Annotated in this window: 23 protein-coding genes; 3 read left to right on the top strand and 20 right to left on the bottom strand. The window is 57.1% G+C overall.

What is annotated here, in order from left to right; genetic code table 11:
- Nucleotides 1–44: 44 nt before the first annotated feature.
- The 3 genes from gntR to C1N69_RS01450 form a co-directional block, all read right to left on the bottom strand.
- Nucleotides 45–1,040 carry a gluconate operon transcriptional repressor GntR gene (gene gntR / locus C1N69_RS01460; protein WP_025757824.1) on the bottom strand — a complete coding sequence of 332 codons (996 nt, stop codon included), beginning with the start codon at nucleotides 1,038–1,040 and terminating at the stop codon, nucleotides 45–47.
- 101 nt (nucleotides 1,041–1,141) lie between these two features.
- Nucleotides 1,142–1,837, bottom strand: coding sequence for a pirin family protein (locus tag C1N69_RS01455; RefSeq protein ID WP_025757822.1), 696 nt, complete (start codon nucleotides 1,835–1,837; stop codon nucleotides 1,142–1,144).
- Nucleotides 1,838–1,960: 123 nt separating this feature from the next.
- Entirely contained in the window at nucleotides 1,961–2,998 is a 1,038-nt protein-coding gene (locus C1N69_RS01450) for an oxidoreductase (RefSeq protein WP_025757821.1), read from the bottom strand.
- 256 nt (nucleotides 2,999–3,254) lie between these two features.
- On the opposite strand from C1N69_RS01450, the gene yhhY reads away from it, so the two are divergent.
- On the top strand, nucleotides 3,255–3,743 hold the full coding sequence (gene yhhY / locus C1N69_RS01445; protein ID WP_059386348.1) for an N-acetyltransferase: 489 nt from the start codon (nucleotides 3,255–3,257) through the stop codon (nucleotides 3,741–3,743).
- 48 nt (nucleotides 3,744–3,791) lie between these two features.
- On the opposite strand, the gene ggt is transcribed toward yhhY, so the two are convergent.
- Nucleotides 3,792–5,537, bottom strand: a complete 1,746-nt coding sequence (gene ggt, locus C1N69_RS01440; RefSeq protein WP_179958049.1) for a gamma-glutamyltransferase — start codon at nucleotides 5,535–5,537, stop codon at nucleotides 3,792–3,794.
- 123 nt (nucleotides 5,538–5,660) lie between these two features.
- On the opposite strand from ggt, the gene C1N69_RS01435 reads away from it, so the two are divergent.
- Complete coding sequence (locus C1N69_RS01435; protein WP_047957536.1) at nucleotides 5,661–6,038, top strand: DUF2756 family protein; 378 nt, start codon at nucleotides 5,661–5,663, stop codon at nucleotides 6,036–6,038.
- Here the strand turns inward: C1N69_RS01435 and ugpQ are convergent.
- The 11 genes from ugpQ to livK form a co-directional block, all read right to left on the bottom strand.
- Nucleotides 6,022–6,768 carry a glycerophosphodiester phosphodiesterase gene (gene ugpQ / locus C1N69_RS01430; protein WP_047957535.1) on the bottom strand — a complete coding sequence of 249 codons (747 nt, stop codon included), beginning with the start codon at nucleotides 6,766–6,768 and terminating at the stop codon, nucleotides 6,022–6,024. The two genes, C1N69_RS01435 and ugpQ, sit on opposite strands and share 17 nt — an antisense overlap.
- A complete protein-coding gene (locus C1N69_RS01425) occupies nucleotides 6,765–7,835 on the bottom strand; it encodes a sn-glycerol-3-phosphate import ATP-binding protein UgpC (protein ID WP_025757813.1) in 1,071 nt (356 codons plus the stop codon). Before C1N69_RS01425 ends, ugpQ begins: the two co-directional genes overlap by 4 nt.
- Nucleotide 7,836: 1 nt before the next feature.
- Nucleotides 7,837–8,682 (bottom strand): sn-glycerol-3-phosphate ABC transporter permease UgpE, encoded by an 846-nt coding sequence (ugpE, locus tag C1N69_RS01420; protein WP_047957533.1) that lies wholly within the window; start codon nucleotides 8,680–8,682, stop codon nucleotides 7,837–7,839.
- A complete protein-coding gene (ugpA, locus tag C1N69_RS01415; RefSeq protein ID WP_023618241.1) occupies nucleotides 8,679–9,566 on the bottom strand; it encodes a sn-glycerol-3-phosphate ABC transporter permease UgpA in 888 nt (295 codons plus the stop codon). Before ugpA ends, ugpE begins: the two co-directional genes overlap by 4 nt.
- 156 nt (nucleotides 9,567–9,722) lie before the next feature.
- Nucleotides 9,723–11,039, bottom strand: coding sequence for a sn-glycerol-3-phosphate ABC transporter substrate-binding protein UgpB (ugpB, locus tag C1N69_RS01410; RefSeq protein ID WP_045285563.1), 1,317 nt, complete (start codon nucleotides 11,037–11,039; stop codon nucleotides 9,723–9,725).
- Nucleotides 11,040–11,293: 254 nt separating this feature from the next.
- Nucleotides 11,294–12,436 carry an IS481 family transposase gene (locus C1N69_RS01405; RefSeq protein ID WP_420841803.1) on the bottom strand — a complete coding sequence of 381 codons (1,143 nt, stop codon included), beginning with the start codon at nucleotides 12,434–12,436 and terminating at the stop codon, nucleotides 11,294–11,296.
- Between the two features lie 149 nt (nucleotides 12,437–12,585).
- Nucleotides 12,586–13,299 (bottom strand): high-affinity branched-chain amino acid ABC transporter ATP-binding protein LivF, encoded by a 714-nt coding sequence (livF, locus tag C1N69_RS01400; protein WP_008500102.1) that lies wholly within the window; start codon nucleotides 13,297–13,299, stop codon nucleotides 12,586–12,588.
- 1 nt (nucleotide 13,300) lies between these two features.
- The gene (gene livG / locus C1N69_RS01395) at nucleotides 13,301–14,065 is read right to left on the bottom strand and encodes a high-affinity branched-chain amino acid ABC transporter ATP-binding protein LivG (protein ID WP_025757808.1); all 765 of its coding nucleotides are present in this window, start codon (nucleotides 14,063–14,065) and stop codon (nucleotides 13,301–13,303) included.
- On the bottom strand, nucleotides 14,062–15,339 hold the full coding sequence (gene livM, locus C1N69_RS01390; RefSeq protein ID WP_013099130.1) for a branched chain amino acid ABC transporter permease LivM: 1,278 nt from the start codon (nucleotides 15,337–15,339) through the stop codon (nucleotides 14,062–14,064). The genes livG and livM overlap by 4 nt, the downstream gene beginning before the upstream one ends.
- Entirely contained in the window at nucleotides 15,336–16,262 is a 927-nt protein-coding gene (livH, locus tag C1N69_RS01385) for a high-affinity branched-chain amino acid ABC transporter permease LivH (RefSeq protein ID WP_025757805.1), read from the bottom strand. Before livH ends, livM begins: the two co-directional genes overlap by 4 nt.
- A 46-nt stretch (nucleotides 16,263–16,308) precedes the next feature.
- On the bottom strand, nucleotides 16,309–17,418 hold the full coding sequence (gene livK, locus C1N69_RS01380) for a high-affinity branched-chain amino acid ABC transporter substrate-binding protein LivK (RefSeq protein ID WP_095441863.1): 1,110 nt from the start codon (nucleotides 17,416–17,418) through the stop codon (nucleotides 16,309–16,311).
- Nucleotides 17,419–17,842: 424 nt separating this feature from the next.
- Here livK and panM point away from each other — a divergent pair, with 424 nt between their 5' ends.
- Entirely contained in the window at nucleotides 17,843–18,232 is a 390-nt protein-coding gene (gene panM, locus C1N69_RS01370; protein WP_025758967.1) for an aspartate 1-decarboxylase autocleavage activator PanM, read from the top strand.
- 90 nt (nucleotides 18,233–18,322) lie between these two features.
- Here the strand turns inward: panM and livJ are convergent, their stop codons facing one another.
- From livJ to ftsE, 5 genes are all read right to left on the bottom strand, one after another.
- Entirely contained in the window at nucleotides 18,323–19,423 is a 1,101-nt protein-coding gene (livJ, locus tag C1N69_RS01365; protein WP_141237280.1) for a branched chain amino acid ABC transporter substrate-binding protein LivJ, read from the bottom strand.
- A 197-nt stretch (nucleotides 19,424–19,620) separates the two neighbouring features.
- Complete coding sequence (locus C1N69_RS01360; RefSeq protein ID WP_155031898.1) at nucleotides 19,621–20,886, bottom strand: 4-aminobutyrate--2-oxoglutarate transaminase; 1,266 nt, start codon at nucleotides 20,884–20,886, stop codon at nucleotides 19,621–19,623.
- A 137-nt stretch (nucleotides 20,887–21,023) separates the two neighbouring features.
- On the bottom strand, nucleotides 21,024–21,881 hold the full coding sequence (gene rpoH / locus C1N69_RS01355) for an RNA polymerase sigma factor RpoH (protein WP_008500093.1): 858 nt from the start codon (nucleotides 21,879–21,881) through the stop codon (nucleotides 21,024–21,026).
- 251 nt (nucleotides 21,882–22,132) lie between these two features.
- A complete protein-coding gene (gene ftsX / locus C1N69_RS01350) occupies nucleotides 22,133–23,188 on the bottom strand; it encodes a permease-like cell division protein FtsX (RefSeq protein ID WP_025758972.1) in 1,056 nt (351 codons plus the stop codon).
- Nucleotides 23,181–23,846, bottom strand: a complete 666-nt coding sequence (gene ftsE / locus C1N69_RS01345) for a cell division ATP-binding protein FtsE (RefSeq protein WP_025758973.1) — start codon at nucleotides 23,844–23,846, stop codon at nucleotides 23,181–23,183. Before ftsE ends, ftsX begins: the two co-directional genes overlap by 8 nt.
- Between the last annotated feature and the right edge of the window lies 1 nt (nucleotide 23,847).

Genomic DNA, 23,847 nt, shown 5'->3' with positions numbered 1-23,847 from the left:
CGTGCGCGAAGTGAATAAGTGTGAGCTACTTCAAATTTGTCGATTCAAATAGATCCACCCGGTGACAAGGTGAAACCTAAATCTAACATTTTCGGCGTAACCGTCTCACCCCGAATGCGCGCCAGCAGGCGTTCTGCACCAATGCGCCCCATGCGTTCACGCGGCGTCAGAACGCTCGCCAGACGCGGCTCCATCACCTGGCCAATGTCGTGGCCGTGGAAACCGGCGATGGCCATATCGTCAGGGATCTTCAGACCCAGACGCTGGCACTCAAACGCCGCGCCGACCGCAAGGTCATCGTTGGTACAGAAAATACCGTCCAGTTGCGGATACTCGCGTCGTGCCTGACGCATCAGCTCAATACCCGAGGTGTAGGAAGAGGACTGCTCCACCATCACGCTGTACGGGGTTAAGTTTGCGTCGAGCATCGCCTGCTCGTATCCCTTCTGTTTGATGATAGTACGTTCATCAAGACGCGCCCCCAGATAGGCGATATGACGATGTCCGCGGGCGATGATTGCCGCTGTCATCTGCCGCGCCGCTTCGAAGTTATCAAAGCCGACGGCGATATCGAGGCACGGCGACTGGCTGTCCATGAGCTCCACCACCGGAATACCGGCGACTTCAATCATCTTCAGCGTGCGGGGAGTGTGAGTACGTTCGGTTAAAATCAGGCCGTCGATGTTCCAGGAAAGCATCGATTCAAGACGCTCCTCTTCCAGTTCCGGCTTGTACCCGTAGTGGGCGAGCATGGTCTGGTAACCAAAGGCGTCGGTGACGCTTTCAATGCCACGCAGCACCTCGGCAAACACCTGGTTAGTCAGGGAAGGCAGGAGGACGCCCACCGCACGGCTGGTCGCATTGGAGAGGATATCGGGCGCACGGTTGGGGATATAACCCAGTTCATCAAGGGCAGCAGCAATCTTGCCACGCAACGCCACGGAAACCTGCTCCGGGTTACGTAAAAAACGGCTGACCGTCATTTTGGTCACACCGACGCGATCGGCGACATCCTGAAGTACGGGGCGTTTCTTTTTCATCGTCCTGAGAAATCTTGAAGAGAGAGATTTGCTCAGTTTATCACGGACAAAGCCCATCCTTCCCCTGTCAAAGGGAAGGATGGGTATTTATTTATGTTTTATTACACTGGCGGCAGGTCAAACAGCAGAATTTCACTTTCGCTGTCGGCATGCACGGAGAGCGCCTGCTCATCCCAGACTGCCAGACCATCGGCGGTTGTCGCTTTCGTACCGTTGATGGAGACTTCACCTTTCACCACCTGGATCCAGACGCGGCGGTTAGCGGCAATCTGGTGTACAGACTGTTCATCTTTCGCCAGCGCCCAGCGGTACAACTCCATATCCTGATGTACTTTCAGGGAACCGTCGCGCGCATCCGGGGACAGTACCAGCTGTTTGCCCTGTTTCGCGTCAAAGCGGCGCTGCTCATAGCGCGGCGTGATGCCGGTCTCTTCTGGAATGATCCAGATTTGATACAGGTGCAGTTTTTCCGTTTTGCTCGGGTTGTACTCGGAGTGACGAACCCCGGTACCCGCGCTCATAATCTGGAACTCGCCCGCCGGAACCTGCTCTTTGTTGCCCATGCTGTCCTGGTGCTCCACCGCGCCTTCCAGCACATAGGTGAGGATTTCCATGTCTTTGTGCGGATGGGTACCGAAGCCCTGGCCTGCATCAATGACGTCATCGTTAATCACGCGCAGTGCGGAGAAGCCCATGAAATTCGGGTCGTAGTAGTCGGCAAACGAGAATGAATGCCATGAGTCCAGCCAGCCATGATTCGCGTGACCACGTTCGTTTGCTTTGCGTAAGTAGATCATTGTTTTCACCCTCAGTTCGTTTCGATGGAGTAAGTGTGGACGCAAACGGTCTGGGATCATAGAGGGTGAAAATTGACTCCTCTGTTCAAAAATTATGAACAAGCGCAGAGGAGCCATTTTTGCTTATTTCGCGAGGGTTACCGTGGCAGGAGAAGCCTGTTCAAAGGCCCGCTCAAGGATTTCGAGGTTGGTCAGAACGTCAGATTCCTTGACGTAATTCGGCGTGCCGCGAGTCAGGGTTGCAAACAGTGCGTCATAGACGCGGCCATAGTCGCCGGTTTCTGGCGTAAGCTCTTCTCGGACCGTCACCCCCTCAGCGTTGACGTACTCCAGCACGCCCACGGAATCATCCGCCGCAAAGCCCGGTTCACCCGGCATGATGTTGGCCTTCAGGCTGGTCTCCTGCTGGTCGATACCGTATTTGATAAACGAACCTTTGGTGCCGTGAACGATAAATTTCGGGTAGTCGATTTTCACCAGATGGCTGGTCTTAACGATGGCTTTGAGATCGCCGTAAAACAGCTGCGCTTCAAAGGTGTCATCCGGGTTGGCTTTGTTACGCAGGCTGCGAATGTCGTACGCCACGTGGTCAGGTCGACCAAACAGGGAGATGATCTGATCCATAGTATGGACGCCGAGACCGTAGAAGGAACCGTCCTGCGGCAGGCCGGGCTGGGTTTCCGCTACCGGACGGTAGTAGTCGAAGTGGCTTTCGATTTCCACGATCTCGCCCAGCTTGCCGCTCTCAATCGCTTTTTTCGCCGTCAGGAAACAGCTGTCAAAGCGTCGGTTCTGATATGGCGTGACGGTCAGGCCCTTGCTTTTTGCCAGCGCGAATAGCGCCTTCGCTTCGGCGATAGTCGGGGTGAAGGGCTTTTCTACCAGCACGTTTTTGCCCGCTTCGAGCGCGCGTTTCGCATAGTCAAAATGGCTGTCGGCATGGGTACAGACGACGACCAGGTTAACCTGCGGGTCGCCCAGCACCTCATCCAGATCGCTGGTGAAATGAATATGGGAATACTGCGGGGATTGCTCTTCAGGCTTCGCGCGGCGACGGTAGATATGCGCCACATGCCAGCTGTCTTTACGGTTGAGGACATACGGAAGGTGATAGCGGGTGGTGCTTTTACCAAATCCAATAAATGCGCAATGTAGTGTCATGGCTCAGTCCTTTTGGAAGGTTACTGAGTCTAACCATAACAAAAAAAAAGCCAGCTAAAAGCTGGCTAAAGTAATACTGGAAGCAATGTGAGCAATGTCGTGCTTTCAGGTTCCCGTAGCGGTCTTCCTGAATGCAAAGCAATAATAATCATTCTCATTCGCACTTGTCCAATACTTTTTGCAAAAAATAGCGGTTGACTCAAATTTTAAACTCATTGATGTTGGAAGGGACATTTAACTGACTGAGGAACAAGGAATGAGTGAGATAGTGATACGCCATGCGGAACCGAAAGATTATGACGCCATTCGTCAGATCCACGCCCAGCCGGAGGTGTACCACAACACACTACAGGTTCCTCATCCCTCTGAGCAGATGTGGCAAGAACGGCTATCCGACCAGCCCGGCATCAAGCAGCTCGTCGCCTGCATAGACGGTCAAGTCGCCGGCCATCTGTGCATCGCCGTCGCGCAACGCCCGCGCCGCAGCCATGTGGCTGATTTTGGGATTTGTGTCGGCGCGCAGTGGCAAAACCGGGGCGTTGCCAGCGCGCTGATGCGCACCATGATTGATATGTGCGATAACTGGCTGCGCGTTGACCGCATTGAGCTGACGGTGTTTGTCGATAACGAACCGGCGATTGCGGTGTACAAAAAACACGGGTTCGAAATTGAAGGCACCGGCAAGCGCTATGCCCTGCGCAACGGTGAATATGTGGACGCGTATTATATGGCGAGAATGAAGTGACACATTCCCCTCTCCCCAATGGGGAGAGGGTTAGGGTGAGGGGAACCGTTAATACCCCGCCGTTAAATCATCCACCGAACGCGGGTCTGACGCGCCAAACAGCGCCCCGTCTGGACCCACCATAATGCTCTGGGTACTGCCCATCGCCTCTTTCACTGCCACCTTCTGTCCGCGCTGCTCCAGCAGTTTAAGGGTGTCCGGGCTAAAGCCCTTCTCAACGCGCAGTTCATCCGGCAGCCACTGGTGATGGAAACGTGGCGCGTTGGTCGCTTCCGCGACGTTCATCCCAAAATCGATACTGTTCACCACCATCTGCAGCACGGTGGTGATAATCCGGCTGCCGCCCGGACTGCCCGTCACCAGCCAGGTCTTACCGTCTTTCACCACGATAGTGGGCGACATGGACGACAGCGGGCGTTTCTTCGGCCCTACCGCGTTCGCATCGCCGCCGACCAGCCCGTAGACGTTCGGCACGCCCGGCTTGGCGGAGAAGTCGTCCATCTCGTTGTTGAGCAGAATGCCGCTGTTGCCCGCCACAATCCCGGTACCAAACGTGGTGTTGAGCGTATAGGTCACCGCAACTGCGTTACCGTCTTTATCCACCACCGAGAAGTGGGTGGTCTGGTTGCTCTCGTACGGTGCCAGCTTGCCGGGGCGGATCTCGCTCGATGGCTTAGCCTTATTGATATCAATCTGATCGGCAATGGATTTGGCATACGCCTTGTTGGTCAGCGCCTGCCACGGCACCTTCACGAAGTCCGGGTCGCCGAGGTACTCCGACCGGTCAGCGTAGGCGCGTTTCTCCGCTTCCGCCATTATCTGCATGGCATCCGCACTGCCGAAGCCGAACTTGTGCATATCAAAGTTTTCGAGAATGTTGAGGATCTGCACGATGTGAATGCCCCCGGAAGACGGCGGTGGCATGGAGAAGACCTCGTAGCCGCGATAGGTTCCGCTAATCGGCTCGCGCTCCACCGCTTTGTACTCCGCCAGGTCCGCTTTGGTGATGAGCCCGCCGTTCTTTTGCATCTCTTGCGCAATCTGGTCGGCAATCGCCCCTTTGTAGAAGGCGTCCGGACCGTGCTCCGCAATCAGCTCCAGGCTTTTGGCAAGGTTCTTCTGCACCAGCTTATCGCCCTTCTTCAGCGGCTCGCCGTCTTTCCAGAAGATCGCCTTACTGTTTTCATGATTTGGAATGACTTCGCTGCCGTAGGTTTTGAGGTCGTCGGCCAGGGCGTCATTCACGATAAAACCTTCCCGCGCCAGTTTTATCGCAGGCTGGACCACTTTATTCAGCGGCATCGTGCCGTATTTTTCCAGCGCCAGCGAGAAGCCCGCAACGGTGCCCGGTGTGCCGGAGGCGAGATGCGACGTCAGGGATTTTTTACTGTCGGGGTTACCCTGATCGTCGAGGAACATATCGCGGGAAGCCTGAGCAGGCGCCATCTCGCGAAAGTCGATGGCGGTGGTTTTCCCGTCTTTGGTGCGCAGCATCATAAAGCCGCCACCGCCCAGGTTCCCGGCCTGCGGATGCGTCACCGCCAGCGCGTAGCCGACCGCCACTGCGGCATCCACCGCATTACCGCCCTGCTTAAGAATATCGACGCCCACTTTCGTTGCCAGCGCATCCACAGAGGCCACCATGCCATGCGTTGCCCGCACAGGATGAAAGACATCTTCCTCCACGCCGTAAGAGACCGGAGGCGCCGCTGGCGGGTTGGCCGCCACGCTAAATGTGCCGCCTGCCATCAGCGCAGCGATGGCGACCCAGCGCAAAAACGTTGGTTTCATCATTATTGTTCTCCAGGTGAAGGGATCCATATTCCCCGCTTAAGCCTGGTTCACAACTCCTAAAAAATCATCGTCATGGTGAAATCAGGGTAAACTTAAGAGAGACCTCAAGAGGAGGAAATGACAATGAAACGCTTGATGATTCTTACGGCGCTGATCCCGTTTGCCGCGCTCGCACAGCCACTTAATACGATGAATAACCCGAACCAGCCGGGTTACGTTATCCCGAGCCAGCAGCGTATGCAGACCGAGATGATGAGCCAGCAACAACAGCAAAAAGGGATGCTGAACCAGCAGCTAAGAACCCAGACCCAGCTGCAGCAGCAGAGTCTGCAAAATCAGATGAACGCCAACACCCAGCGCGTGCAGCAGGGCCAGGTCCGCGAGCAGCCGCTGCCCAATAAAAACGGCGGGATGTTAGGTGGCATGACGTCATCAGGCAGCGGGCAGCAGCATATGCTGCCGCCGCAGTCGAATGGCAGTATGCTTAATCCGCAGAACTAAAGTCCGGACCGATCAGGTCAATCGCATCGGTACAGATGCAGTCCACGCCCCAGCGCAGCAGCTCGGCCGCACGCTGGGGTTTGTTGACGGTGTAGACCAGAATATGCAGCCCTTCCGCTTTCAACATCTTCACCCGCGCCTCATCCAGCAGCTTGTGGTTAAGGTGGATAGACACGCAGCCTAAACGCGTCGTCAGCTCGCGCCAGTCTTCACGCCACTCGTCCAGCAATAGCCCGCGCGGCAGCGCCGGTACGGCTGCCTGTGCGGCTTCCAGCGCGTCGATTTCAAACGAGGAGAGCAGCGGTGGCGTCATCCCTTCCCACAGCTCGCGCGCGGCAAGAGCAATCACCTTGCCCGTCAGCGGCCCGGTGCCGGTGGTCGGTTTGATTTCGATATTGGCCATCATGCCGTGCTGACGGCAGCGGTCGGCCACTTCCGCCAGCAGCGGCAGCGGCTCGCCCTTGAATTCGCCGCTGTACCAGCTTCCGGCGTCCACTTTCAGCAGATCGCGCCACGGCAGTTCACCCGCCACGCCCCAGCCGTTGCTGGTGCGCTCAAGGTTATCGTCGTGCAGCAGGAAAATTTCGCCGTCTTTTGACAGCTTAGCGTCGAACTCGATCATCGTGTGGCCGTAGCGCGCGCCAACATCAATTGCCGCCAGGGTGTTCTCCGGCGCCAGTTTACCGCCGCCCCGATGGGCGACGATGTGGGGATAAGGCCAGTTGCTCATACTCGTTGTCCTGTTTCACCGTCAAATAAGTGCAGGTGATTTTCCGGCAGATGCAGCCACAGCGTGCTGCCCGCTTTCGGGCGCTCCTGATGCGCAAGACGCACCACCATTTTTTGCTCGCCCCAGCGCCCGTGCGCGAGGTTATCCGCGCCCAGCATCTCCAGCGTATCCATCACCAGCGGCACGCCGCCGTCCGCCTGTGAGGTTAAACCGATATGTTCCGGGCGGATACCGAGCGTCATCTTACGCCCGGCGTAGCCACGATAGTACCAGTTGATCGGCAATGCCATCCCGCTTTCCAGTTCAAAGTGCGTGCCCGAGTTGCTGATGCGGCCTTCAAGCAGGTTCATCGCCGGGCTGCCAATAAAACTCGCCACAAAGCGGGTAGCGGGCTTCTCGTATACCTCCACCGGAGTACCAATCTGCTCGGCGATGCCTTTGTTCATCACCATCACCCGCTGGGCCAGCGTCATGGCTTCGACCTGATCGTGGGTAACGTACAGGGAGGTAGTTTTCAGACGACGATGCAGCTGCTGCAGCTCAAGACGCATCTGCACACGCAGCTTGGCGTCCAGGTTAGAGAGGGGTTCATCGAACAGGAACACCGCCGGATCGCGCACAATAGCGCGCCCCATCGCCACGCGCTGGCGCTGGCCGCCGGAGAGCTCGCGCGGACGGCGCTTCAGCAGGCCATCCAGCTCCAGAATACGCGCAGCCTCTTTCACGCGCTCCGCAATATGACCTTTGCCCATGCCGCGGATTTTCAGCCCCCAGGCCATGTTCTCTTCCACGCTCATGTGCGGGTACAGCGCATAGTTCTGGAACACCATCGCGATGCCGCGGTCTTTCGGCTCCATCTCGGTCACGCGCTGGCGGTCAATCCAGATATCGCCAGAGGTCACGCGCTCCAGCCCCGCCACCATGCGCAGCAGGGTGGATTTGCCGCAGCCGGACGGTCCGACCATGACGATGAATTCCCCGTCCGCCACGTCGAGCGTGAGCGGCTGGATCACCTGGGTTTTGCCGTCCCAGCTTTTGGTTACTGCCTGAAGTTTTAAACCTGCCATCTTATTTCTCGCTATCGACCAGGCCGCGGACAAACGCGCGCTGCATGGCTAAAACAATGACTACGGGTGGGATAAGGGTGAGCAGCATCGCCGCCATCACCTGGTTCCAGAGGGTGGTGCCTTCGCCGGTGGCAATCATGCCTTTGATACCTGCCACGGCAGTGCCGAGGTTGACGTCCTGAATAATCAGCAGCGGCCACAGGTACTGGTTCCAGCCGTAGATAAAGGTGATCACAAACAGCGCCGCAAGGTTGGTTTTCGACAGCGGCAGCACGATGTCGCGGAAGAAGCGCATCGGTGAGGCGCCATCGATCCGCGCGGCTTCAATCAGCTCGTCCGGCAGGGTCATAAAGAACTGGCGGAACAGGAAAGTGGCCGTCGCCGAGGCCATCAGCGGCAGGGTTAAGCCCGCATAGCTGTCCAGCATCTTGAGGTTGGCGATCACTTCCACCGTCGGGAAGATACGTACCTCCACCGGCAGCATCAGGGTAATGAAAATCATCCAAAAGAACAGGTTACGCAGCGGAAAGCGGAACCAGACGATGGCGAACGCCGAGAGCATCGATACCGTGATTTTTCCGACCGTAATGCCAAACGCCATGATGAAGCTGTTGAGCATCATCAGCCAGAACGGCGCGCTGTTGGCCCCCACGCCCTGGGTCCAGATGGTTTTCATGTTTTCGAGCAAATGCGTGCCTGGGATCAGCGTCATCGGCGTGTCGAACACCGCTTTGGTGTCCAGCGTGGCGGCGACAAACGCCACGTACAACGGGAACAGGATGACGATGATCCCCAGAATCAGCATGGTGTGGCTGAAAATCGTCAGCCCGCGACGGTTCTCAATCATTGGTAGCGCACCTTACTTTCAACATAGCGGAACTGCACCACCGTAAGGATGATGACGAGGAACATCAGCACGACGGACTGCGCGGCGGAGGCTGAGAGATCCAGCCCAGCGAACCCTTCGCGGTAGATCTTATAAATCAGCGTGGTGGTCGCCTGTACCGGGCCGCCGGCGGTGGCGGCGTCGATCACCGGGAAGGTGTCGAAAAAGGCGTACACGAGGTTCACCACCAGCAGAAAAAAACTCACCGGGGCGATCAGCGGCAGTGACAGCCGGAAGAAGCGACGAATCGGCCCTGCGCCGTCGATCGCCGCGGCTTCCACCAGCGAACGCGGAATAGACTGCAGCGCGGCAAAGAAGAACAGGAAGTTGTAGCTGATCTGCTTCCACACCGAGGCAAACACCACCAGGAACATGGCCTGGCCGCTGTTCTGGGCGTGGTTCCAGTCGTAGCCAAACTCTGCCAGGAAATGGGTAATCAACCCGCGACCGGGGTTAAACAGGAAGATCCACAGCACGGCGGCGACGGCAGGCGCCACGGCGTACGGCAGCAGCATCAGGGTCTGATACAGACGGCTGCCGCGCACGACATAATCTACCAGCGCGGCGAAGAACAACGAGGCGACAAGGCCGCTGACGGTGACCAGCGCGCTGAACTTCATCGTCGTCCAGAAGGAATCCAGGTAGTAGCTGTCATGGAACAGCGCGGTAAAGTTGTCCAGGCCAACAAACTGGCTGGAGAGTCCGAACGGATCAACGCTTTGTACCGAGTACCACAGCGCTTCGCCCGCAGGCCAGATAAAGAAGATAACGGTGATGACCAGCTGCGGCGCGACCAACAGGTACGGCAGCCAGCGGGAACGAAACACCGGACGGGATGAGGACATTGAGATTGGGTTCCTGAACAATGCCGGGTGGTGGCTACGCCTTACCCGGCCTACGGTTTCGGTTTTCTCCCTCTCCCCGTGGGAGAGGGTTGGGGTGAGGGCATCAGGCCGCATTCATCCGTAGGCCCGGATCGCTACGCGTCACCGGGCATTTTTTTACGATTTGGTCGACTGCTCAAAGCGGCGCAGCAGCTGATTCCCGCGCTCTACCGCGGAATCCAGCGCCTGCTGTGGCGTTTTCTTCCCGGTCCACACGCTTTCCAGCTCTTCATCCACGATGGTGCGGATCTGCGGCATATTGCCCAGGCGCAGGCCTTTGGTGAACGGCAACGGCGGCTTGTTCAGCATCTGGCGCGTCGCGATATCTGCGCCCGGGTTCTTGCTGTAGAAGCCCTGCTCGCGGGTCAGGTCATAGGCCGCTTTGGTGATCGGCAGATAGCCGGTCTTCTGGTGCCATTCGGCGGCGTTTTCCGGCTTCGCCAGGAAGTCGAGGAACTCGGCCACCCCTTTGTAGGTGCCCTTGTCTTTACCCTGCATCACCCACAGGCTTGCCCCGCCGATGATGGCGTTCTGCGGCGCGCCTTTCACGTCAGCGTCGTACGGCATCATGCCCACGCCGTAGTTGAATTTGGCGTAGTGACGGATATCCGCCAGCGAGCCGGAAGAGGCGGTGGTAATGGCGCAGTCACCGTTGTAGAACTTCTCGGTGGATTCGTCTTTACGCCCGAAGTAGCTGAAGTCGCCCTTCTTGTTGAGTTCTTCAAGCAGCGCGATGTGCTTCACCTGCTCTGGCTTGTTGAATTCCAGTACCGCATCAGTGCCGTCGAAGCCGTTATTTTTGGTGGCAACCGGCAGGCCGTGCCAGGCGCTGAAGTTTTCAATCTGGATCCAGCCCTGCCAGCCGCTGGCGTAGCCGCACTTCATCCCTGCCGCTTTCAGCTTCGCGGTATATTCAGCTAGATCCTGCCAGGTTTTTGGCGGCTGCTCCGGGTCTAAACCGGCTTTTTTGAAGGCATCTTTGTTGTAGTAGAGCACCGGCGTAGAGCTGTTAAACGGCTGAGACAGCAGATGGCCGCTTTTGGAATCCGTGTAGTATCCCGCCACGGTTGGTACGAACCGGGATTCGTCGAAGTTGATACCCGCTTCTTTGAACACTTCATAGACCGGCTTGATGGCTTTCGAGGCCATCATGGTCGCGGTACCCACTTCATAAACCTGTAACAACGCAGGGGCGTTACCGGTACGGAAGGCGGCAATGCCTGCGCTCAGGCTCTGCTCGTAGTTCCCTTTGTACACCGGCACAATTTTGTAATCCGGATGGGTGTCGTTGAAACGCTGCGCCAGGGAGTCAACTTCTTTACCCAACTCCCCTTCCATGGAATGCCAGAACGGAATGGTCGTCACAGCCATTGCGTTCGTCGCAAAAGCCAGACCCAGTGCCAGACCCAAAGCTGTGTGTCGTAACGATGTCATTGTCATCTCTCTTATTGTGCCGGATGCGCGATATCACGCGTTTTATGCTCGCGAGGTAACATGACATGCTCGAATGACAGAAAAATAACTGTTTGTTTACAGATAAGTGACAACAAAAGGTCAGGGGGATGATGGTTGTGTGAAGGGGTTGGGTGGGTGGTTTAGGTGCGGTCTGGTGCTCTCACCCCGGCCCTCTCCCACTGTACGGTCCGGGGACATGGTAGACAGGTGTTCGGGGACATGGTGAACACTTTTTAACATCCTTTACCCATGGTGATCGACTTTTTCTTCAGGTCGATCACCCCCACTTTCGTGCTGTACCACCACACTTCATAGCAGCCATCCTCCTGCGTCTCCTTCAGTCCGACCTGTTCTCCCCTGAACGCTTTACCCGCGCTCAGACTCACCCCTTTCACGCTCAGCTTTCCGCTGATATCCACTTTCCTGACCATTACGCCCTCGTCGTATTCCGGGGGCGTTGTGTTGCCGCTGTACCGTCGCGATGACGGCTGATACCGCGAGCCCGGTACCGCCATATCCAGCGCCTCATGCGGGCGTTCAAGGTTATAGACCGTCCGCCAGTGGTCGAAGGCGCGCTGCAGTTCACCGCTGTCCGCGAACCACTTCCCCTGCAGCACTTCCGCCTTCAGGCTGCGGTGAAAACGCTCCAGCTTGCCCTGCGTCTGCGGATGATACGGCCGGGAGTGCCCCACCCGGATACCCTGGCGCATCAGCCACAGCTCCAGCGCCGTCCAGGTGCCGGTGGTGTCTCCCCACGGTGAGCCGTTATCCATCGTCATCCTGTCCGGCAGGCCGTAGCGTTCAAACACGCTGACCAGCTGCTGCTGCACGGTCTCTCGACGTTCATCGTTACAGTGCACCAGGCACAGGGAAAAACGGGAGTGGTCGTCCAGCAAAGTGAGCGGATGGCAGCGGCCACCGCCAAAGGGAAAGTGGCCCTTAAAATCCATCTGCCAGAGCCGGTTGGGCGCGTCATGTTCGAACCGTCCCGTGGCGGGAATGCCCGGTGAAGTGCCCGGCAGCAGGCCGTGACGGGCCATCAGGGTATGAACGGTGCTGAAGGCGGGCATGGTGTGCCCCTGGTCTTCCAGCCAGCGTTTAATCTTGCGGGCTCCCCAGCGTTGATGACGGTCATGGGCCATGCGCAGCAGGGCAGTGATGTCGTCAGATGAGCGGTTCGGGGAATGGTGCGGTATGCGCGGGCGGTCCTGAAGGCCGGAGGCCCCTTCCTCCGCCCAGCGACGAAGCCACTTGTAGCCGGTGGCAGGTGAAATGCCGAAGCGACGGCAGAGGGAACGGATATTCGCCCCGTCCTGCGAGGCGAACAAAACAAACTCGGTACGTAATGACATGGTATCTCTCGCATCCCAGGGCATAAGCGACTCCATAAACGGGTTCTTATGCCTTAGTTGTAAGTGTCTACCATGTCCCCGAACAAGCGTTCACTATGTCCCCGGACCGTACACCCACAGGGAGAGGGAGAAAACACTAAAAATGGCAACTTGCGTTGCCATTTTGCTTTTACCTATCCCCCTAAATACGCACTCCGCACCGCTTCGTTCGCCAGCAGCGCGTCGCCAGTATCCTCAAGCACCACACGGCCGTTCTCCAGCACGTAGCCACGGTCAGCCAGCTTCAGCGCCTGGTTGGCGTTCTGCTCGACGAGGAAGATAGTCATCCCCTCTTTACGCAGCTGTTCGATGGTATCGAAGATCTGCTGGATGATGATCGGTGCCAGACCGAGCGACGGTTCGTCCAGCAGCAGCAGGCGCGGCTGGCTCATCAGCGCGCGGCCGATCGCCAGCATCTGCTGTTCACCGCCGGACATGGTGCCCGCACGCTGGATGCGGCGCTCCCACAGACGCGGGAAGAGTTCGTACACCCACTTGATGCGGGTCTGATATTCATCGCGGTGGGCGAAGAAACCGCCCATCGCCAGGTTCTCTTCCACCGTCATACGCGAGAACACGCGACGTCCTTCCGGCACAATCGCCACCGCCTCACGCATGATTCTGGCGGTCTGCCAGTCGGTAATGTCTTTGCCATCGAACACAATCCGCCCGCTGGTGGCGCGCGGGTCGCCGCACAGGGTGCCGAGCAGCGTGGTTTTACCCGCGCCGTTGGCCCCGATCAGGGTGACGATTTCCCCCTGGTTGATATGCAGGCTGACGTCGTGCAGCGCCTGGATCTTACCGTAGTGCGCATTGACCTTATCGAACGTTAACATCGCTTTTTCCATCTTATGCCTCACCAAGGTATGCGCGGATCACGTCCGGGTTGTTGCGGATCTCTTCCGGCGTGCCGTTTGCCAGCGGCGTGCCCTGGTTGACCACGTAGATACGGTCAGAAATGCCCATCACCAGCTTCATGTCATGCTCAATCAGCAGAATGGTGGTGTCGTGATGATCGCGCAGTTCGGCAATCAGCTCGTCCAGCTCTTTGGTCTCTTTCGGGTTAAGCCCTGCTGCCGGTTCGTCGAGCATCAGGATTTCCGGCTGGGTCACCATGCAGCGCACAATTTCAAGGCGGCGCTGGTCGCCGTAGGCGAGGTTGCTCGCCTGACGGTTGGCGTGCTGCAGCAGGCCAATTCGGTCGAGCCAGGTGGCGGCACGGTCGAGCGCTTCATCCTGCGCGCGGCGGAACGCCGGGGTTTTCAGCAGGCCGGAGAACAGCCCGGTTTTCAGCTGCTGATGTTGTGCTACCAGCAGGTTCTCAATCACCGTCATTTCGCGGAACAAACGTACGTGCTGGAAGGTACGCACCACGCCCATGCGGGCAATCTGCTGACCCGGTAAACCTTCGAGATGCTGGTCGCGCAGCATGATGGTGCCGCCCGTCGGCTTATAGAAACCGGTCAGGCAGTTAAAGACCGTGGTTTTCCCCGCGCCGTTCGGGCCAATCAGGGAGACGATCTCTTTCTTGTGCAGATCCAGATTCACGTTATTGACCGCCAGCAGGCCGCCAAAACGCATCATCAGACCGTTAACGGATAATAAAGGCTTCATGCCTGCTCTCCTTTCGCTTGCCCGTTCTTCAGCTTCAGCTGTGGACGGGTCATCGGCAGCAGGCCCTGCGGACGCCAGATCATCATCAGCACCATCAAACCACCCAGCATCAGCATGCTGTATTCGTTAAAGTCACGCATCAGCTCACGCGAGACCACCAGCAGAATGGCCGCCAGAATAACGGCAAACTGCGAGCCCATCCCACCGAGCACCACAATCGCCAGCACAAAGGCGGATTCGGCAAAGGTGAACGATTCCGGGCTGACGAAGCCCTGACGTGCGGCAAACAGCGTCCCGGCAAAACCGGCAAACGCGGCGCTGATGGTAAACGCGGTCAGCTTGATGCGGGTCGGGTTCAGGCCCAGAGAACGGCAGGCGATCTCATCTTCGCGCAGCGCTTCCCACGCACGGCCCAGCGGCATACGCAGCAGGCGGTTAATCACGAACAGGGTAATCACCACCAGCAGCAGCGCCACCAGATAGAGCCAGATAACGCGGTCGGACGGATCATATTTCACGCCAAAGAAGTTGCTGAAGGTGTCCCAGCCGCCTTCACGGGCGGTACGGCTGAACTCCAGACCGAAGAAGGTCGGTTTCGGGATCTGGCTGATACCGTTCGGGCCACCGGTCACTTCGGTGTTGTTGAGCAGCAGGATACGGACGATTTCACCGAAGCCTAAGGTCACAATCGCCAGGTAGTCACCGCGCAGGCGCAGCACCGGGAAGCCAAGCAGGAAACCGGCGGCGGCAGAGACCAGCCCCGCCAGCGGCAAACAGGTCCAGAAGCCGAGGCCGTAATAGTGGTTCAGCAGCGCAAACGTGTAGGCACCGATGGCGTAGAAGCCGCCGTAGCCCAGCACCAGCAGGCCGGAAAGCCCCACCACCACGTTCAGACCCAGACCGAGTATCACGTAGATCATGGTCAGGGTGGCGATATCCACCGTGCCGCGGGAGACCACGAACGGCCACGCCACCGCGGCCACCAGCAGCGCCACGAGGAACAGTTTCTGCTTAACGGTCGAACCGTCAATTGCCGGCAGAACAAACTTCGGCCCGGAGACGCCTTTCAGCGTCTTCTGAAACAGCGGACGCAGCAGCTGGAACAGGAATACGACCGCCGTGCCGATAAATACCCACTGCCAGCGAATGTCGGCAGCGGTGTCGACCACCAGCTTAGTGCCGTTCAGCTCTAACTGAACGCCCATAAAGACGCCCGCCAGCACGAAGAACATGGCGGCAGAGAGCAGCGCCATTGCAAAATGCATCGGTTTCATACTTTCTCTACCTCCGGACGGCCCAGAATACCGGTAGGCATCACCAGCAGAACCAGAATCAGCAGGGCAAACGACACCACATCTTTATACTCAGTGCTCAGATACGCCGAGGAGAGCGCTTCCGCCACGCCCAGGATCAGGCCGCCAATCATTGCCCCCGGAATACTGCCGATACCGCCCAGCACCGCCGCGGTAAAGGCTTTCATCCCGGCCATAAAGCCGATGTACGGGTTAATCACGCCGTAGAACTGGCCGAGCAGAACCCCGGCAACGGCCGCCATCGCGGCACCGATCACAAAGGTGAGGGCAATGACGCGGTCGGTGTTGATCCCCAGCAGGCTCGCCATCTTCAGGTCTTCCGCGCAGGCGCGGCAGGCGCGTCCCATGCGCGAGTAACGGATGAACAGCGTGAGGGCGAGCATCGCAATAAAGGTCACCACCCAGATAACCAGCTGCATGGTGGTGATAGAGGCAGAGAAGTTTTCGCTGGCCCCCACAACCCACTGGCCGTTAAACAGGCTTGGCAACGCCACGTCGCGCGAGCCTTCGGTCAGGCTGACGTAGTTTTGCAGGAAGATGGACATCCCAATCGCGGAGATGAGCGCAATCAGGCGCTTGGAGCTGCGCACCGGCCGATAGGCCACGCGTTCGATGCTCCAGCCGTAGGCGCTGGCAATCACAATCGCGCCGACAAACCCGGCGGCGACCAGCAGCCAGCTGCTGTCGATGCCCATCATCATCAGCGCGGCGATGATCATAAAGGAGACATAGCTACCGATCATGTACACCTCGCCGTGGGCGAAGTTGATCATGCCGATAATGCCGTAAACCATCGTATAGCCGATGGCAATCAGCGCGTAGGTGCTTCCCAGCGTGACGCCGTTAAACATCTGCTGCAGGAAATAGAGAAACTGCTCGGACATATGCAAACCTTTTTATACCCGCCCGGCGGTCCGGGCGGTGGGATAATTATTTGGCGACCGAGGACGAACCGTCGGCGTGCCACTTAAAGACACCAAACTCAAATCCCTTCAGATCGCCTTTCTCATCCCAGTTCAGCGGCCCAATCACGGTGTTCGCCCCGTGCGCTTTTAAATCTTTCACCAGATCCAGCGGTTCTTTGCTGCCGGTACGATCCAGCGCCGTCGCCAGAGACTGTACGGCGGCGTAAGTGATCCAGACGTACGGACCGCTCGGATCTTTTTTCTGCGCCTTGAGCGCATCAACGATAGCCTTGTTGGCCGGATCCTGGTCATAGCGTTTTGGCATCGTCACCAGCATGCCTTCGGCGGCATCACCGGCAATGTTAGACAGGGAGGCGTTACCCACGCCTTCCGGCCCCATAAACTGGGTTTTCAACCCTACCGAACGCGCCTGACGCAGCATTTGCCCCATTTCCGGGTAGTAGCCACCGTAGTAAACGAAGTCGATATTCTCTTTTTGCAGACGGGCAATCAGCGCGGAGAAGTCTTTCTCACCGGCGGTAATGCCGTCGAAGAAGATGATGTTTGCGCCGCCTTTTTTCAGGCCGTCCTGAACGGAACGCGCCAGGCCTTCGCCATACTGTTGTTTGTCATGAATAATGGCGATGCGCTGTGGCTTGACGTTTTCGAGGATAAAATTGGCGGCAGTCGGCCCCTGAGAGGAGTCCAGACCGGCGGTACGCATAATGTGCTGATAGCCGCGCTGGGTCAGCTCCGGGTTGGTCGCACCGGGGGTGATCATCAGAATGCCTTCATCTTCGTAGATATCAGACGCCGGCTGGGTGGAGGATGAGCACAGATGGCCGATCACGTACTGGATGCCATCGTTGACGATTTTGTTAGCGACCGCGACGGCCTGTTTCGGATCGCAGGCGTCGTCATATTCCACGCCTACCAGCTTGTCGCCTTTGATGCCGCCTTTGGCGTTGATGTCTTTGATGGCCTGGCGCGCACCGTTGAACTCCATGTCACCCCACTGAGCAACAGGACCGGACATCGCCCCTACAACCGCAACTTTAATGTCCTCCGCCATAGCGGCATGCGAGATCGACAGTGCGACCATCCCCGCGAGTATCGTCTTCGCGTTCCTTTTCATCTCTGAATCCCCATTCGTGATGTCGTGTTTATATTTTGTTTTATTATGGTTAAAAAGCATTCTGTACTTTTAATGAACAACGCTATTTTTACCAGTGCCTTTAATGGTTTAGCGCAGTTTTTTGTCAAAAACCAGACTAAAATCTCTATTTTTCAGGCGATTAAGCAAAGATAATATTCTGAAATCAGGCAGAGATAAACAACTAAAAGTGCAGTTTGCAGCATAAAATAACGGTACAAAGCGCCGAATAAATCACTACCATTCAGGTTAAAATTCTGCTTATTTTTCGATCCATGTGTTTTCAATCTGCCCATTGTGTTGTCAAAAAACTAATCACCTGGCGAATGAGAATAAAAAGAGGAAGCCGCTGAGCGAATAAATTGAGTACACTGCCCCTACTCAATTTGATTTGGACAAGTGGCTAATGAAACTGACTATCGTGCGTCTGGTGACCTTTAGCGACCAGGATCATATCGACCTGGGCAAGATCTGGCCGGAATATTCCCCTTCGTCGCTACGCGTCGATGAGACCCACCGCATTTATGCCGCGCGCTTCAACGAGCGCCTGCTGGCTGCGGTTCGCGTGACGCTAAGCGGGACAGAAGGGGCGCTGGACTCATTGCGCGTACGTGACGTTACCCGTCGTCGCGGTGTAGGACAGTACTTAATTGAAGAAGTGATTCGCACAAACCCGAACGTGACCTCATGGTGGATGGCCGACGTGGGGGTAGAAGACCGCGGTGTGATGGCGGCGTTTATGCAGGCGTTAGGGTTTACGGCGCAGGAGAGCGGGTGGGAGAAGCGCCAGAGTTGATATGTGCGGCCTGATGCCCTCACCCCGGCCCTCTCCCACGGGGAGAGGGAGAAAACATTAAAAAAGGCAACTTACGTTGCCTTTTTGCTTTTATTTGGCGTCTGTCGCCGTGCCGTTAGCATGCCAGTCAAACACGCCGAACTCGAAGCCCTTCAGATCGCCCTTCGCGTCCCAGGAGAGAGGCCCCATAACGGTCTCGACGGTGTTCGCTTTCAGCCAGGTGGCAATTTCAGCTGGATCGGCTGACTGGTTCAGGCCCGCCTGCAGCGACTGCAGCGCCGCGTAGGTGGTCCAGACGAACGCGCCGCTTGGATCCTGTTTCTTCGCCTTGATGGCATCAACGATAGGTTTGTTCGCAGGGACCTGGTCGTAGTTCTTCGGCTTGGTCACCAGCAGGCCTTCCGCAGACTCACCCGCGATGTTAGACAGGGAAACGTTCGCCACCCCTTCTGGTCCCATAAACTGGGTTTTCAGACCGGCCGCGCGTGCCTGACGCAGGATCTGGCCCATTTCCGGGTGGTAGCCACCGTAGTAAACGAAGTCGATATTCTCTTTCTTCAGACGCGCAACCAGCGTGGAGAAGTCTTTCTCGCCGGCAGTGATCCCGTCGAAGAAGACGACGTTCGCATTTCCTTTCTTCAGACCCTCCTGCACCGCACGCGCCAGACCTTCACCGTACTGCTGTTTATCGTGAACAATGGCGATACGCTGCGGCTTCACTTTTTCAAGAATGTATTTTGCCGCGGTTGGACCCTGGTCAGAATCCAGACCGGTGGTACGCAGGGTCAGCTTGTAGCCGCGTGCGGTCAGCTCCGGTGCGGTCGCCGCCGGGGTGATCATCAGAATACCTTCGTCTTCGTAGATGTCAGACGCAGGCTGCGTAGAGGAAGAACACAGGTGACCGATAACGTATTTGATCCCGTCGTTCACCACTTTGTTCGCGACCGCGACCGCTTGTTTCGGGTCACAGGCATCATCATATTTTACGATCTGCAGTTTTTCGCCCTTGATACCGCCCTTAGCGTTAATGTCTGCAACCGCCTGTTCTGCGCCAGTAAACTCCTGGTCGCCGTACTGCGCTACCGGACCGGACATCGCGCCTACCACAGCCACTTTGATGTCTGCCTGTGCCATGGTGCTGAATGCCAACGCGATACATCCTGCCAGTAACGCTTTACCCTTCATGTTCATCCTGAGATTCCCCATTATTATGGTTATTACGATTGTTGTGATGTTGTTGTGCAGCGCTTTATTTCAGTTATAGGTGTGCTGTTCGCGCTTTTTCAGCATACTCTGCTAAAACATACCCCATTTTTATGATTTTGGAATAGCAAATTTGAAATGAATATATGATAAGCCCGGCAGGGTGTTCTGCCGGGCATGTGGCTTTAACGTGTCAGCGAGGCGAAGATAATGTCCAGCGCTTTACGGAACTGCACCTCGGGGATCGTCAGCGGATAGAGGAAGCGAATGACGTTACCGTACACGCCGCAGCTCAGAAGCAGCAAACCTTCCTGCAATGCACGCTCCTGAACCTGGAGGGTAAATTCCGGCGAAGGCTGACCCGTTTGCGGGTCGTTAAACTCCACCGCCACCATCGAGCCCTGCGAGCGAATATCCGCGATATACGGGCAGTGTTCCTTCGCTTTGTTCAACACATCCACCAGGTGATGGCCAAGATGCGCAGAGCGGGTGCAGAGGTCTTCTTCATCAATCACGTCCAGCACGGCATGCGCCGCGGCAATCGCCAGCGGGTTCCCCGCGTAGGTACCGCCCAGCCCGCCAGGCGCAGGCGCATCCATCACCTCAGCACGACCCGACACCGCCGAGAGCGGCATCCCGCCCGCCAGGCTTTTCGCCATGGTGATCAGATCCGGCTTCACGCAGTGGTGCTCCATCGAGAACAGCTTGCCGGTGCGGGCGAAACCACTTTGCACCTCGTCGGCAATCAGCAAAATACCGTGGGTATCGCACAGGGCGCGCAGGGCCTGCATAAAATCAGCCGGGGCGATGTTGAAACCGCCCTCCCCCTGAACCGGTTCGAGAATAATCGCCGCAACCTGATCCGGGGCGATATCCGCTTTAAAGATGCGCTCCAGGCTCTTTAGCGCCTCCGCGGTGCTGACGCCATGCAGTTCGTTCGGGTACTGGGCGTGATAAACCGAGCCAGGGAAAGGGCCAAAGCCGAGCTTGTAGGGCGCAACTTTGCCGGTCAGCGCCATGGTCATAAAGGTTCGGCCGTGGAACGCGCCGCCGAAGGTGATAAGGCCAGGACGTTTGGTAAAGGCGCGGGCAATTTTTACGGCGTTTTCCACCGCTTCTGCGCCCGTCGAGAAGAACGCCGTTTTCGCCGGGCCGTCAATGGGCACGCGTGCGTTGATACGCTCGGCAAGCGACACATAGCCTTCATACGGCACAATCTGGTAAGCCGTATGGGTAAAGGCGTGGAGTTGTTTTTCGATGGCGGCAATGACCTTTGGATGGCGATGGCCGGTATTCAGCACCGCGATCCCCGCGGCAAAGTCGATGTACTCGTTGCCCTCGACGTCCCACACCGTGGCGTTCTCCGCTTTATCGGCATAGAAGTTACACATCACGCCGATGCCGCGCGGCGTCGCCTGTAAACGCCGGTCGTTGAGTTCGTTATTTTTCACCATGTCCCCCTGAGAAAGTCGCCTGCTTAGCGCATCAGTAAGTGTTTGCCAGGGGGCGGAAATTCGCCAGAGCGGGCGCTAAAAAAACAAAACCCCCGGACTTGGCATCCAGGGGTTCTCGTCATACTTCGCGGAAATTACGCTTCGATAGCGGCGCGAAGTTTTTTCATGGCGTTCTTTTCAAGCTGACGCACACGTTCAGCGGAGACGCCGTAGCGGTCGGCCAGCTCCTGCAGCGTGGACTTATTGTCTTCGTCCAGCCAGCGGGCGCGGATAATATCCTGGCTACGCTCGTCCAGGCCTTCCATCGCATAGCTCAGCTTGTTCGCGGCCTGATCTTCCCAGTTATCCTCTTCGATACCGTCAGCAAAGTTAGAGGTCTTATCCTGCAGATACAGAACCGGCGCCATTGGCTGGCTGTCGGAAGCATCGTCGTCAGAGGACATATCAAAAGTCATGTCCTGCGCGGCCATACGGGATTCCATCTCACGCACGTCTTTACTGGATACGCCCAGCTCGCGCGCCACCATTTCGACTTCATCCTGATTGAACCAGCCCAGACGCTGCTTGGTTTTACGCAGGTTAAAGAACAGTTTGCGTTGCGCTTTTGTTGTGGCGACTTTCACGATACGCCAGTTGCGCAGCACGTATTCGTGAATCTCTGCTTTGATCCAGTGCACAGCGAAGGAGACCAGCCGCACACCCACTTCCGGGTTAAAGCGACGCACAGCCTTCATCAGACCGATGTTACCTTCCTGAATCAAGTCCGCCTGCGGCAGGCCATAGCCCGCGTAATTACGAGCAATGTGAACAACAAAGCGCAGGTGAGACAGGATCAGCTTTTTCGCTGCTTCCAGATCGCCCTGGTAATGCAGCTTTTCAGCAAGCTCCTTTTCTTCCTCGGCCGTTAACATCGGCCAGGTGTTCGCAGCCCGGATATACGATTCCAGGTTACCAACAGGGGCTAAAGCTAAAGTTTGCATTTCTTTGGTCATTCATTCCTCTCAATGTTTCTTCTGGTCCTGGTTGTCCCCGTCAGGCAACAACCATGCCAAAGCGTTTGAGCAACGAGATTAGCATTCACTCTTTTATCAGACAGTGATTTTATCCACAAGTTCCAGGTGCAACGGTGAATAAATTACGCACAAAATGTGACATGGAGATGATAACAGGGGAAGTGACAACAGGGACGCTTTCCCTGCAGAGCGAACATCTCGGTGCAGGGAAAGATTATATCACGCTTTTCTTAGTCGGGAGTAAAGTGGCGTAAATGTTGAACGGTTGCCAGCCAGGCGGCCACCCACCCGATCATCGAGCACACCAGCAGCAGCAGCAGGCACTCATCGAACCCTAAGCCACTGATATCAAACTTCGTTCCGAAAACCTGCGCCACTTCAGTCACGGCAGAGGAAAGCCGCATCACCAAAATTTCTGACAATATCAGTGAAAGAAATGCGCCGGAAAAACCGAGCAGTGCGCCACCGTAAAGGAACGGTCGGAGGATGAAGCCATCCGTCGCACCAATCAGTTTCTGCACGTTGATGGTATCGCGACGGGCGAAGATGCTCAGGCGCACGCTGTTGCCGATGACCAGGAAGACCGCCGCCACCATCAGCACGCCAATCATCGCCGCCACACGCCCGACCAGGCCGGTCAGAGCAGAAAGACGCGCAAACCAGCTGTCATCCATGCGCACTTCGTCAATGCCTTTAATGCGGGTAATGCGATCGCGCAGGGTGTTAAGGGAATCGGTACCCTGGAAATCCAGCTTCGGGATCACCACCGCCACGGCAGGCAGCGGGTTCTCTTCGAGCATATCCAGCGCACCGCCAAAGCCTGACCAGTTGCGGAACTCGCCCAGCGCGTCTTCACGCGAGAGATAATTAACCTTCTCCACGCCCTGCTCGGCCTGAATTTGCCCGACCACCTGCGCCGCCGCGTTATCGTCGAGCGCTTTATCCAGATAGACCGTGATCTGCGGAGACGGATAATACTGTGAAGCCGCCTGGTTAACGTTCTTATAAACCATATAGCAGACGCTTGGCAGCGTGAGGGAGATGGCAATCACCATCACCGTCAGGAACGTCGCCAGCGGTTTGCTTTTCAGGTCCTGCAGCGCGCCGTGGAAGGCGTAGCGCACCTGCTCGTTGAACACGTTGGTTTTGCGCGAAGCCGGCTTAGGCGCGGCCTTCTGGCGCTTCGGCGCATTACGGTTACCGTCACCGCCGCTCTGCGGCTTGCGGAAACGGTCTAACCGGTTGCCAAACTGCCGAATCTGGTTCATTGCATCACGCTTATTCACCGTGGCCTCCGTGCAAATGACCGTCGCTCAGGGTTAGCATGCGGTACGAACGACGGGAAATGAGCCCGATGTCGTGCGTCGCCATCAATACGGTGACCCCCACGCGGTTAAATTCCTCAAACAGACGCAAAATCCCTTCGGACAGGGCATCGTCCAGGTTACCGGTCGGTTCATCCGCCAGCAGTACCGCAGGCTTATTCACCACCGCACGGGCAATGCCTACACGCTGCTGTTCACCGCCGGAGAGCTGGATCGGGAAGTTCTTCGCTTTGTCCAGCAGCCCGACCTTATCCAGCGCCGCAGAGACGCGACGGCGGATATCGTCATAGCTGGCACCGGCAATAATCAGCGGAATGGCCACGTTATCGAAAACGGTGCGATCCATCAGCAGGTGGTGGTCCTGGAAAATCATGCCAATCTGACGACGCAGGAAAGGCACTTCGCGGTTTTTCAGGCGGCTGATCTCATGGCCGCCGAAAAAGATTTTCCCGGCGCTTGGCCGCTCAATCCCACAGATAAGCTTGAGCAGGGTACTTTTCCCCGCGCCGGAATGGCCGGTCAGGAATGCCATCTCGCCCGGCTGCAGGTGGAATGTCACCCCCTGCAGCGCTTGTCTCCCACCGAGATAGGCCTTGCTGACGTGTTCAAAGCGAATCATT

Source organism: Enterobacter sichuanensis (assembly GCF_009036245.1).
GTDB lineage: Bacteria > Pseudomonadota > Gammaproteobacteria > Enterobacterales > Enterobacteriaceae > Enterobacter > Enterobacter sichuanensis.
This window is presented reverse-complemented; position numbering and strand designations above follow the sequence as displayed.

Excerpts from the sequence above, each read along its gene's own strand:
- gntR (WP_025757824.1), bottom strand. The coding sequence starts at position 1,040 with ATGAAAAAGAAACGCCCCGTACTTCAGGATGTCGCCGATCGCGTCGGT.
- C1N69_RS01455 (WP_025757822.1), bottom strand. The coding sequence starts at position 1,837 with ATGATCTACTTACGCAAAGCAAACGAACGTGGTCACGCGAATCATGGC.
- C1N69_RS01450 (WP_025757821.1), bottom strand. The coding sequence starts at position 2,998 with ATGACACTACATTGCGCATTTATTGGATTTGGTAAAAGCACCACCCGC.
- yhhY (WP_059386348.1), top strand. The coding sequence starts at position 3,255 with ATGAGTGAGATAGTGATACGCCATGCGGAACCGAAAGATTATGACGCC.
- ggt (WP_179958049.1), bottom strand. The coding sequence starts at position 5,537 with ATGATGAAACCAACGTTTTTGCGCTGGGTCGCCATCGCTGCGCTGATG.
- C1N69_RS01435 (WP_047957536.1), top strand. The coding sequence starts at position 5,661 with ATGAAACGCTTGATGATTCTTACGGCGCTGATCCCGTTTGCCGCGCTC.
- ugpQ (WP_047957535.1), bottom strand. The coding sequence starts at position 6,768 with ATGAGCAACTGGCCTTATCCCCACATCGTCGCCCATCGGGGCGGCGGT.
- C1N69_RS01425 (WP_025757813.1), bottom strand. The coding sequence starts at position 7,835 with ATGGCAGGTTTAAAACTTCAGGCAGTAACCAAAAGCTGGGACGGCAAA.
- ugpE (WP_047957533.1), bottom strand. The coding sequence starts at position 8,682 with ATGATTGAGAACCGTCGCGGGCTGACGATTTTCAGCCACACCATGCTG.
- ugpA (WP_023618241.1), bottom strand. The coding sequence starts at position 9,566 with ATGTCCTCATCCCGTCCGGTGTTTCGTTCCCGCTGGCTGCCGTACCTG.
- ugpB (WP_045285563.1), bottom strand. The coding sequence starts at position 11,039 with ATGACATCGTTACGACACACAGCTTTGGGTCTGGCACTGGGTCTGGCT.
- C1N69_RS01405 (WP_420841803.1), bottom strand. The coding sequence starts at position 12,436 with ATGCCCTGGGATGCGAGAGATACCATGTCATTACGTACCGAGTTTGTT.
- livF (WP_008500102.1), bottom strand. The coding sequence starts at position 13,299 with ATGGAAAAAGCGATGTTAACGTTCGATAAGGTCAATGCGCACTACGGT.
- livG (WP_025757808.1), bottom strand. The coding sequence starts at position 14,065 with ATGAAGCCTTTATTATCCGTTAACGGTCTGATGATGCGTTTTGGCGGC.
- livM (WP_013099130.1), bottom strand. The coding sequence starts at position 15,339 with ATGAAACCGATGCATTTTGCAATGGCGCTGCTCTCTGCCGCCATGTTC.
- livH (WP_025757805.1), bottom strand. The coding sequence starts at position 16,262 with ATGTCCGAGCAGTTTCTCTATTTCCTGCAGCAGATGTTTAACGGCGTC.
- livK (WP_095441863.1), bottom strand. The coding sequence starts at position 17,418 with ATGAAAAGGAACGCGAAGACGATACTCGCGGGGATGGTCGCACTGTCG.
- panM (WP_025758967.1), top strand. The coding sequence starts at position 17,843 with ATGAAACTGACTATCGTGCGTCTGGTGACCTTTAGCGACCAGGATCAT.
- livJ (WP_141237280.1), bottom strand. The coding sequence starts at position 19,423 with ATGAACATGAAGGGTAAAGCGTTACTGGCAGGATGTATCGCGTTGGCA.
- rpoH (WP_008500093.1), bottom strand. The coding sequence starts at position 21,881 with ATGACCAAAGAAATGCAAACTTTAGCTTTAGCCCCTGTTGGTAACCTG.
- ftsE (WP_025758973.1), bottom strand. The coding sequence starts at position 23,846 with ATGATTCGCTTTGAACACGTCAGCAAGGCCTATCTCGGTGGGAGACAA.